The 7,048-nt window shown below is 66.6% G+C and carries 9 protein-coding genes and 1 tRNA gene; 8 read left to right on the top strand and 2 right to left on the bottom strand.

The genetic code is table 11. The features are described from left to right. Positions 1-148: 148 nt before the first annotated feature. A tRNA-Met gene (locus tag ACTHLF_RS10715) sits at positions 149-225 on the bottom strand. A 141-nt stretch (positions 226-366) separates the two neighbouring features. Between ACTHLF_RS10715 and ACTHLF_RS10710 the strand changes: the two genes are divergently transcribed. The 8 genes from ACTHLF_RS10710 to ACTHLF_RS10675 all read left to right on the top strand — a co-directional run bounded on the left by ACTHLF_RS10710 (position 367) and on the right by ACTHLF_RS10675 (position 5,539). After that, entirely contained in the window at positions 367-912 is a 546-nt protein-coding gene (locus tag ACTHLF_RS10710; RefSeq protein WP_440327287.1) for an RNA pyrophosphohydrolase, read from the top strand. Positions 913-1,056: 144 nt separating this feature from the next. Next, positions 1,057-1,269, top strand: coding sequence for a (2Fe-2S)-binding protein (locus ACTHLF_RS10705; protein WP_440327288.1), 213 nt, complete (start codon positions 1,057-1,059; stop codon positions 1,267-1,269). A 183-nt stretch (positions 1,270-1,452) separates the two neighbouring features. Next, on the top strand, positions 1,453-1,932 hold the full coding sequence (bfr, locus tag ACTHLF_RS10700) for a bacterioferritin (protein WP_440327285.1): 480 nt from the start codon (positions 1,453-1,455) through the stop codon (positions 1,930-1,932). A 117-nt stretch (positions 1,933-2,049) separates the two neighbouring features. Beyond that, positions 2,050-2,799, top strand: a complete 750-nt coding sequence (locus ACTHLF_RS10695) for a DUF6776 family protein (protein ID WP_440327283.1) — start codon at positions 2,050-2,052, stop codon at positions 2,797-2,799. Continuing rightward, positions 2,780-3,172, top strand: a complete 393-nt coding sequence (locus ACTHLF_RS10690; RefSeq protein ID WP_440327282.1) for a bactofilin family protein — start codon at positions 2,780-2,782, stop codon at positions 3,170-3,172. Before ACTHLF_RS10695 ends, ACTHLF_RS10690 begins: the two co-directional genes overlap by 20 nt. A 72-nt stretch (positions 3,173-3,244) precedes the next feature. Continuing rightward, positions 3,245-3,628 carry an iron-sulfur cluster insertion protein ErpA gene (gene erpA, locus ACTHLF_RS10685; protein WP_440327280.1) on the top strand — a complete coding sequence of 128 codons (384 nt, stop codon included), beginning with the start codon at positions 3,245-3,247 and terminating at the stop codon, positions 3,626-3,628. A gap of 13 nt (positions 3,629-3,641) precedes the next feature. Next, on the top strand, positions 3,642-4,628 hold the full coding sequence (gene nudC, locus ACTHLF_RS10680; RefSeq protein WP_440327278.1) for an NAD(+) diphosphatase: 987 nt from the start codon (positions 3,642-3,644) through the stop codon (positions 4,626-4,628). Between the two features lie 44 nt (positions 4,629-4,672). Next, entirely contained in the window at positions 4,673-5,539 is an 867-nt protein-coding gene (locus tag ACTHLF_RS10675; RefSeq protein WP_440327276.1) for a beta-lactamase induction protein, read from the top strand. Positions 5,540-5,548: 9 nt separating this feature from the next. On the opposite strand, the gene ACTHLF_RS10670 is transcribed toward ACTHLF_RS10675, so the two are convergent. Beyond that, positions 5,549-7,048 (bottom strand): MFS transporter (locus tag ACTHLF_RS10670; RefSeq protein ID WP_440327274.1); only part of this gene is annotated, 1,500 nt, incomplete at its 5' end.

Raw genomic sequence — 7,048 nt, 5'->3', positions numbered from 1 at the left:
CCGGCGCCCCCCCCCGTGGGGGCCCCCCCGTGGGGGGGAGCCCCCCCGGCCCTCCCCCCCCCCCCCCACACTGCCCCCCCACTGGGGGGGCTCCTACCACAAACAACAAAAAAGCCGCCCCGGGGACCGGAGCGGCTTTTCTTTTTCCTGGTGGCTAGAGGCGGGCTCGAACCGCCGACCTCAGCATTATGAGTGCCGCGCTCTGACCAGCTGAGCTACCTAGCCGTGAAACCTGGTCGTCCGCGGGCTTGGCCGCGAAGGCCGGGCAGTTTAATCGGGGCTGGCTCGCCGATCAAGAGGCGCCTTGAAGCAACTTCTCGCGCTGTGGTTGAATCGACCGTAACGCGAAAGGTTCGCGGAGGCTGAATGATCGACGCAGATGGCTATCGACCGAACGTGGGGATCGTCCTCCTCAACGCCGACGGCCGCCTGTTCTGGGCGCGTCGGGTGAATCGTGACGGCTGGCAGTTCCCCCAGGGCGGCATGCGCAGCGACGAAACGCCGCTGGAAGCCATGTTCCGCGAGCTGGAGGAAGAAACCGGCCTGAAGGCGCACCACGTCGAAGTGCTGGCCGAGACCCGCGGCTGGCTGCGTTACCGCCTGCCCAGCCGCTTCGTCCGCCACCACCAGCGCCCTACCTGCATCGGCCAGAAGCAGGTCTGGTTCCTGCTGCGCCTGACCGGCGGTGAGGAAGCCCTCAAGCTCGATGCCTGCGAGAAGCCGGAGTTCGACCTCTGGCGCTGGGTGGATTTCTGGTACCCGGCCCACCACGTGGTCAACTTCAAGCGGCAGGTCTATGAGCGGGCCCTGCGCCAGTTCGCGCCGATGGTGGAGAGCGTCTGCAGTGTGGAGGTTGGCAGCTGCCCGCAGCAGGCGGAGCTTTTGCGGCAGGCCAGGGAAGCTGGGCAGTAGGCGGGGCGGTCGCGGCCCATCGCGCGCAAGCGCGCTCCCACCAGGTGCCGGAGCCATGCGGATCCCGCGAACGGCCGCGTCCGGACCGGTGCCTGAACGACCTTCACATTTGTGGTGTTGACAATCGTTCGCATTCGCGTTCGAATTCGCACCATGTACATCTGCATGTGCAACGCCGTCACCGACCACGCCATCCGCCGCCTTGCGGCCGAGGGCGTCGATACCTTTGCCGAGCTCCAGACTCGTACGGGTTGCTCGGACTGCTGCGGGGCTTGTGAGCCCGAGGCGCGGCAGTGCCTGCGCGAGGCTCTAGAGGCCAGGCCTGCGGTGCTTACGTTCCTGCCTGCTACGGCGTAGGAGCCCACCCTGTGGGCGACACCGTTCGCGGGTGAGCCACAGGACCTGTTGCGTTTCCGCACAAAGATGTCGCCCACAGGGTGGGCTCCTACAATCGCGGACGCGATTCGTGTTCATTCTCGTTACGTCATCGTCTTTTGCGGCGACGTATAGTCGCGCCTGCATTCAAGGGAGAGACGCCACATGAAGGGCGACGCGAAAGTCATCGAGTTCCTCAACAAGGTGCTCTACAACGAGCTGGCCGCTATCAACCAGTACTTCCTGCATTACAGGATGTTCAAGGACTGGGGCTACAACGAGCTGGCCAAGCACGAGTACGAGGAATCCATCGAGGAAATGAAGCACGCGGACAAGCTCATCGAGCGCATCCTCTTCCTCGACGGCCTGCCCAACCTGCAGCACCTCGGCAAGCTGCGCATCGGTGAGAACGTGGTCGAATGCCTCCAGGGCGACCTCGACCTCGAAATGGTCGCCACGAAGGACCTGCGCGAAGCCATCGCGTACAGCGAAGGTATCCACGACTTCGTGAGCCGCGACCTGTTCAAGTTCATCCTGGGCCAGGAAGAAGAGCACATCGACTGGCTGGAAACCCAGTTCAGCCTTATCTCGGATATCGGCCCCGAGCGCTACATGCTCAGCAAGGTCGGCTCCCTGGAGCACTGACCCGACGAGAGGCCGCCGCGAGGCGGCCTTTTTCGTAAGACCTGACAGGGTTCCTTGACCATTTCGAAACACAGGGGCTATACCATCGCCCTTCACGTTTCTTGCACGGAACCCTCCATGGCGCCACGCCAACCGCCACGCTTTGTCGTGCGTACGCACGATGCAGCCCGCGACCGCCGGACAAAGCTCCTGTGGGGCGCCGGCTGGCTGGCCAGCATCGTCGTGGCGGCCGGCCTTGCGTGGGCCATGACGGGCACCGGAGGCTCATCCGCAGTGCCGGGGCGCGCCAGCGTCAGCCAGCTCCGCACCGATAACGAAGAGCTGCGCCAGCAGGTCGCCAACCTGCAGCGCGCAGGCCAGGTGGCGGATATCGCCACGAAAGAGCTCAAGAAGAACCTGGCGGAGCGCGACGAGGAAATCAGCGGCCTGCGCACCGACCTCGCGTTCTACTCGCGGCTCGTCGGCGGCAACGGCCAGCGCGATGGCCTCAAGATCCAGGGTGCCCGGGTCTCCGGGGTCCCCGGCATGCCGAACGCCTGGAACATGGTGGTGACCCTGACCCAAAACGCGCGCCGCGGCGAGCTGGTGAAGGGCAACCTGAAGGTCGCCGTCGAAGGGATCCAGGGAAACAAGGTCAGCACCCTCGAGGGCGCAGCCCTTGGCCAGTCCGCGGCGTCCACCGGCATTCCTTTTTCCTTCAAATACTTCCAGCAGGTCCAGGCCAGCTTTACCGTGCCCGCGGGGTTCAAACCCACGCGCCTGCGCTTCACCGCCGGCGCCGATGCCGGCGATACCACCACTTCGGCGATCGCCTGGGCCGACGCCACCCGTACCGATGAGGTCACCGATGTTCAGCAGCAACCGTAAGCACACGCCAACCGCGTCCGGCGCCACCACCAGCCTGATCGCACGCGGCGTGACGGTCCGTGGGGACGTCCACTTCTCCGGCGCGCTCCACCTCGATGGCACGGTCGAAGGCTCGATCCACGCCGACCCCGGCAGCGACGGCGTGCTCACGGTCAGTGAGACTGGCCATGTGACGGGCCGCATCGAGGTGCCCCACGCGGTGATCAACGGCGGCGTCACCGGCGACATCGACGTCGCAGAGCGGCTTGAACTGGCATCGCTGGCCCGGGTCGAGGGCGATGTGCATTACCAGGTGCTGGAAATGGCCGCTGGCGCCCAGGTGAACGGCAAGATGATCCACCGCGCCCCGGTCTCGGTTCGCCAGCTGGCCTAGCAGGCCATCGATGCCGCACCGGCCCTCACCTGAAGGCTTGACCTGCGGGCGAACGGCGCCATTATGGTGGGCATGAATAACCCATTCCCCATGGCCCCGACCGGCGCGCCGGATTACCGGTCGGCTGGCGCGCCCCTGGTTTTCACCGAGGCGGCCGCGCGCAAGGTGCACGAGCTGATCGAAGAGGAAGGTAACCCCAGCCTCAAGCTGCGCGTGTACATCAGTGGCGGCGGTTGCTCGGGGTTCCAGTACGGCTTCACCTTCGATGAAGACCAGGCCGAGGATGACCTTGCCGTATCGCGCGAGGGCGTCACGCTCGTGGTCGATCCGCTGTCGCTGCAGTACCTGACCGGCGCGGAAATCGACTACGCGGAATCGTTCAGCGGTTCGCAGTTCGTCATCCGCAATCCCAACGCGAAGACGACCTGCGGTTGCGGCTCGTCGTTCAGCGCCTGACCGGCCCGGCTGAGTGAGCGCCGGGCAGGAACGCGACCAGGCCGCCGCCAGCCGCGCCAGGGAAAATGTCTTCGCCGGCATCGCGATCGATCGCATGGCGGAACGCCGCGACGACCGTCTCTGGGTCGAGGAAACCGAGCAGGCCGCCAGCACGCGCTTCCTCGTGCTCGATACCGAAGGCCAGGCCTTCGTCACCCCCGACGCCGACGCGCCGCACTGGATGCTGCCGGCGATGCGCAACGAGCGCTTTGGCGATGTGCCCTCCACGCTGCTTGGCCTCGCTGATGGGCGCGCGTGGTTCACGGTGGTGCTCGATGAGGCCCACGCCGCGCTGTTCGAAGGCATGACCGGTGCGCGGCGCATGTCGCTGCGTGACGCCGGCCTGCTGTTCGATGCCTTCGAGGCGGGCTTGTTCGCGTTCGCCAAGGGCGTGACCCACTGGCAGCGCCAGACCCGCTTCTGCACGCTGTGCGGCGCGCCCACGGTGGTTGTCGCCGCCGGGCACCGCGTGCAATGCACCAACCCGGATGGAGCACACCTGCATTTCCCGCGCACCGACGCCGCGATCATCGTGATCGTGGAGCACGGCGACGCCTGCCTGCTCGGCCGCCAGCGCGGCTGGCCACAAGGCCGCTATTCGACCCTGGCCGGCTTCATCGAGCCCGGCGAATCGCTCGAGGATGCTGTGAAGCGTGAAGTCCGCGAGGAATCGGGCGTCGAGGTACTGCATGCCACGTACCACTCGTCGCAGCCCTGGCCCCTCCCGGCTTCACTGATGGTTGGCTTCACCGCGGTGGCGAAATCCCGCGACATCCGCCTGCGCGATGACGAGCTCGAGGACGCCCGCTGGTTCACGGTGGACGATATCGTCCAGGGGATGGCCTCAGGCGCGCTCGGCGTGCCACCGCCGCTCTCGGTGTCGTACCGGCTCATCGAGCACTGGCTCGCGCTGCGTGGCGTCAGCCTGGCCGAACTGATCGCGAGCGCGCCCAAGCGCTAGGGCTTCGCCTACAATCGGGCCAAGTCCCGTTGAACGCGCATCCCATGGCCTTACGACTGCTCGCTGTCCTCATCGCCCTCGTCATTGCCTGGAGCGTGCCGCAACTGGCGCGCTGGCGCGACGAGCGCTGGTTCCGGAGCTGGGTCAGCCGGCTGGGCGATACCTCCGGCGCGGGCCGCGTCGCCATCATCCTGCTCGTCCCGGTGGTCGCCTGCGCCATCATCGCCGGGATCCTCCGCGCCCTGCCCTTCTTCGATGTCGCGTGGCTGCTTTTTGCGGTTGTCGTGCTGGTGTACTGCCTCGGCCCGCGTGAAATCGAGAGCGACATCGATGCCATCACCCGCGCGACCGACACGCTACGCCGCGATGAGGCGGTGGCTGCCCTGCAATCCGGCGCCGATCCCTTGCCGTGGTTCGCGCCCGCACTGGTCGAAGCTACGTTCTTCGCCGCGTTGCGCCGGCGCTTCGGCGTGCTGTTGTGGTTCTTCCTCCTGGGCCCGGCCGGCGCACTGGGCTATCGCCTGGCGCAAAACCTGGGCCGCGACGCTTCGCTCGCGCTCGACGCGGATGCCCGCAGCGCCGCCCAGCGTCTTGCCGACGCCCTTGACTGGATTCCCGCGCACCTCATGGTGTTCGCGATGGCCCTGGTCTCGGATTTCGATGCCGTCATGGGCGCCTGGAGGCATTGGCACCATCAGTCCGGCAGCCCGCGTTCGCGGCTCGATCCCGATTTCCTGGGTGCCGTGGCGCGTGCCGGCGTCGATGCCGACGTGGAGGCGGGCGACGGCTATGCGCAGGACGTCAGCGATCCCATCGCCGAGCTGGAAGATGCGCGCCGCGTGATCCGTCGCGTGCTTGTCGTGTGGCTTACCGTGGTTGCGGTGATCGTGCTGGCGGCGTGGTTCGCCTGACGCGTAGCGTCAGGCCTTATTGCCGCGCAGCTCACTGACCCGCGCCTCCAACACCGCCGCCTGGGCGGTGCCCGCGGGGAACGGTGCGCCACCGACCAGTTCGATCCGTGACCAGAACCGGCGCGGCAACCGCGCGCGGCGCAGCGCGCCATCGCGGCGACTGAAGATGCTGCCCCACATGCCGCGCAGCGCCAGCGGCACCACCGGTACCGGCCGACGCGCGAGGATGCGATCGACACCGGGCCGGAACGTGCTGATCGCGCCATCGCGGGTCAGGCCACCCTCGGGGAAGATGCAGACCACCTCGCCCGCCGCGAGCGCTTCGTCGATCTGCTCGAATGCCTTCTCCATCAGCGCCGCGTCTTCATTGCGCCCCGCGATGGGAATGGCCTTGGCCGTGCGGAAAATGAAGTTCAGCACCGGGATGTTGAAGATCTTGTAGTACATGACGAAGCGCATGGGCCGGCGGACGCAGGCCATCAGGATGAGCGGATCCATGAAGCTCACGTGGTTGCACACGACCACCGCGGCGCCTTCGTCAGGCACGTTCTTCAATCCATCCACGCGCACGCGGTACAGCGTATTCACCACCACCCAGGTCATGAAACGCATCATGAACTCGGGTACCAGCGTGAAGATGTAAACCGCCACGGCGATGTTGATCACGCCGGTGATCAGGAAAATCGTCGGCGTCTCCAGGCCCATCGCGGTGAGGCCGATGCCGAAGCCCGACGCCAGGCAGATCAGCAACGCGTTGACGATGTTGTTGCCCGCAATGATGCGCGAGAGGCGATCGCGCGGTGCGCGGCTCTGCACGAACGCGAAGAGCGGCACGACGTAGAAGCCAGCGAACGCGCCGATCAGCGTAAGGTCCAGCGCGGCACGCCATGCGCCGGGGACCGAGAGGAACGCACTCCAGGTCAGCGCGGCACCCGGCGCCACGGACGGCCGCGCGAAGTACAGGTCGATGGCGAAAACGGTCAGGCCGAAGGCACCCATGGGCACCAGGCCGATCTCGACGCGCTTGCGCGATAGCTTCTCGCACAGGAGCGAACCGATGCCCGTGCCCAGTGAGAACAGGGTGAGCACAAGCGTATTCACCGAGCCCTCGCCGCCGAGCACGTGCCGCGTGTAGTTCGGCAGCTGGGCGATCATCACCGTGCCGAAGAACCAGAACCACGAGATGCCGAGCACCGCGTTGAACACGGCGCGATCCTCATGGGTCAGCTTGAGTACCCGCCAGGTTTCGGACAGAGGGTTCCAGTTGAAGCGGAGATCCGGCGCGGTCGCCGGCGCGGCGGGGATCGCCCGGCAGGTGAGGTAGCCGGCCGCGGCGATGACCAGGGTCGCGGCCGATGCCGCCGTGGTGCCATAGCCGGCGATGAGCATGAGCGAGTTGCCCACGATCATGCCGATGAGCATGGCGAGCTGCGTACCCGTCTCGACCAGCGCATTACCGCCGACCAGCTCACTGCGCTCGAGCGCCTGCGGCAGGATCGAATACTTGAT

The organism is Luteibacter sp. (assembly GCF_051958795.1).
Classification (GTDB): Bacteria; Pseudomonadota; Gammaproteobacteria; order Xanthomonadales; family Rhodanobacteraceae; genus Luteibacter.
The sequence above is the reverse complement of the archived record's forward strand: the minus strand, read 5'-3'. Positions and strand labels throughout refer to the sequence as shown.